Below are 2,507 nucleotides of genomic sequence, written 5' to 3' on the forward strand. Positions count from 1 at the left end.
CAGAACGCCGCGCTGGTGGAACAAAGCGCCGCGGCGGCGGACAGCCTGAAGCTGCAGGCGCAGCAACTGGTGCAGGCCGTGGCGGTCTTCCGCTTGCGCCCCCACGGCGATCCCGAATCCTGGCCGGGGGGAACCTTGAAGGCCGCGTGAGCGGCAGGCCCGGGATGACTCCTGGGATTGGAATTCCCCGCCTGATACCCATTGCCGCTCTCGCTGGCAAGAAGATTGCACTGCGCTCCTGCCAATCGGAGCGCGGGCGCAACAAGGGAAAATATTAGGACCGGGCCTTTCCCATCCCGCTCTAAAATTTGTAAACACGCGTATCCAATGCGAAGGGGGCAGCGATGAAGGCAGTGCAGCAGGAAATTGACGAGCGGACCAACCTCACCGGAACCAATAAATTCGAGTTGCTGCTCTTTCGGTTGGGCATTGACGACAACCTGGGCAAATCCGAGCTGTTCGGCATCAACGTCTTCAAGATCCGCGAGATCGTGGCGATGCCCAGCATCACGCCCATCGCCGGCGCCACGCCGCATTCGCTGGGCGTGGTCAATCTGCGCGGCCAGATCATCCCGGTGCTCGACTTGCCCTCCATCGTCGGCTGCAAGCCGCAGACCGGCCTGAACATCATGCTGGTGACCGAATACGCGCGCACCACACAAGCCTTCGCCGTGGAATCGGTGGAAGACATCGTGCGCCTGGATTGGAAGCAGGTGCTTTCCGCCGAAGCCAGCGGCACCGGCGGCCAGCTGGTGACCAGCATCGCCCGGCTGGATGGCAACACCGATGGCTCCCGCCTCGCGCAGGTGTTGGACGTGGAGGCCATCCTGCAGATGGTCTCGCCTTCCGACGAGCACAAGGTCGATCCCGAGAAGGTCGGCCCGCGCCTGAAGCTCAAGCCCGGCACCATGATCCTGGCCGCCGACGATTCGTTCGTGGCCCGCTCTCTCATCGAGAAGGAACTGCAGGCCCTGCACGCGCCTTACGAAATGACCAAGTCAGGCAAGGAGGCCTGGGACCGGCTGAACGCCATCGCCCGCGCCGCCGAGGCCGAGGGCAAGACCGCCGCCGATCGCGTCGCGCTGGTGCTGACCGATCTGGAAATGCCCGAGATGGACGGCTTCACGCTCACCCGCAACATCAAGCAGGATGCGCGCCTGAACAAGATTCCGGTGGTCATCCACTCCTCGCTGTCGGGCTCGGCCAACGAGGACCATGTGCGCAGCGTGGGGGCCGACGGCTACGTGGCGAAGTTCGTCGCGGAAGACCTGGCCGAGACCATGCGCCGCGTGCTGCCCAAGTAAATCCTGCCAGCCAACACGGCGGCGCTGGGGGCCACGGCGGCCTCGCCGCCGCTCAGCGCGGCCTCGGGTAGCCGTTCTCCACCCAGGCCGCTGCGCTGGCGCTGGTGAGCACGAAGCCGGGCGACACGCCCACGCGGGCGAGCAGTTCGTCGTCCAGCGCCGAATGCGCGCTCAGCGTCGCGGTGGGGTGCTCATCGTCCGGCTCGATCGCCAGCGAAACGCGCACGCGCTGGTCCCGCACGGTGACCGTGACACTCTTGTTCAACTGGGCATGCAGTTGCTGCTCGTGGCGGCGCAACACCTCCGACGCGGTCTTGACCAGCGTGTGGAAGGCCGAGACATCCAGCGGTTTGGGATTCTTCTTGTCGCGCCCCATGGTCCAGGGGCCGACCAGCGCGGGCTCGGACTCTCCCCGCAGCGTCATCTCGACGGCCCAGCCATCGTCGTCTTCGTTCTTGACGACGCGCGCAGTCCAGCGCTCGTCGCTCCACAGGCGGGGTTCCTGCACGGGGGTAAGTTCTGAATCTTCGGTCATGTCGGCCAGATGGGGCCTTCGGCCGCACCAAGGTCGTCCGAAGGCAAAGCTGCACAGTGTAGAACGGGCCGCGCATGGCACATGGCCGGCGGCGCGGCCCAGATCCATTCGCCGGCCAGATCATCGATCCGCCCGCTGTGTGAAGACGGGGCAAAGCCTGACAATGGCGCCCGCGCAAGGTCAACCAAAATGGTCATCAGCGCGTCACACACGGGCGCGGCGTGTCGCCTGACCGCCGCCGTCACCCATCGGCCGCCAGACGCTCCCTGCAGCGCGGCCACCAGCCAGCGAGGCCTTTCCATGTTCCACCCCGCCCTCCGAATCCTTGCCGCCGGCACCCTGGCCGTGCTGGCCACGGGCTGCGCGGTGCCCGGCGACCCCTACTACGAGCCCGCCTATCCGTCCGCCAACTATCCGGCAACGCCGTCCTATCCCTACCCGGCCAATGGCTCGACGTCGATCACCGTGTACGAACAGCCGGCCTATGGCTACAGCCGGCCCGCCTACCCCGTCTATGTACCCACGCCCGTGCCGGCGTATGGCTGGGACCGCCGTGACGATCGCCGGGACGACTGGCGTGAACGGCAGATGCGCGAAGACCGCGAGCGCGCCTGGCGCGACCGCCGGGACCGCGAGGCCCGGGAAGCGCGCGACGCCGACCGCCGCCG

At 66.8% G+C, this 2,507-nt stretch carries 2 protein-coding genes and 1 pseudogene; 2 read left to right on the top strand and 1 reads right to left on the bottom strand.

Annotated features, from left to right (window positions below; translation table 11 throughout):
• Window positions 1-344 precede the first annotated feature (344 nt).
• The gene (locus AC27IQ_RS22395; RefSeq protein WP_284428988.1) at window positions 345-1,304 is read left to right on the top strand and encodes a chemotaxis protein; all 960 of its coding nucleotides are present in this window, start codon (window positions 345-347) and stop codon (window positions 1,302-1,304) included.
• Window positions 1,305-1,356: 52 nt separating this feature from the next.
• Here AC27IQ_RS22395 and AC27IQ_RS22400 read toward each other — a convergent pair whose 3' ends face one another.
• On the bottom strand, window positions 1,357-1,839 hold the full coding sequence (locus tag AC27IQ_RS22400) for a hypothetical protein (protein WP_317351863.1): 483 nt from the start codon (window positions 1,837-1,839) through the stop codon (window positions 1,357-1,359).
• Window positions 1,840-2,139: 300 nt separating this feature from the next.
• Between AC27IQ_RS22400 and AC27IQ_RS22405 the strand changes: the two are divergent.
• Window positions 2,140-2,507: pseudogene (locus tag AC27IQ_RS22405) on the top strand (hypothetical protein); the annotation flags it as partial.

The sequence above is a fragment of the Acidovorax sp. KPB24-07 genome (assembly GCF_057543315.1).

What these genes read in the sequence shown, in the direction of transcription:
- AC27IQ_RS22395 (WP_284428988.1), top strand. Translation starts at nt 345, where the DNA reads ATGAAGGCAGTGCAGCAGGAAATTGACGAGCGGACCAACCTCACCGGA.
- AC27IQ_RS22400 (WP_317351863.1), bottom strand. Translation starts at nt 1,839, where the DNA reads ATGACCGAAGATTCAGAACTTACCCCCGTGCAGGAACCCCGCCTGTGG.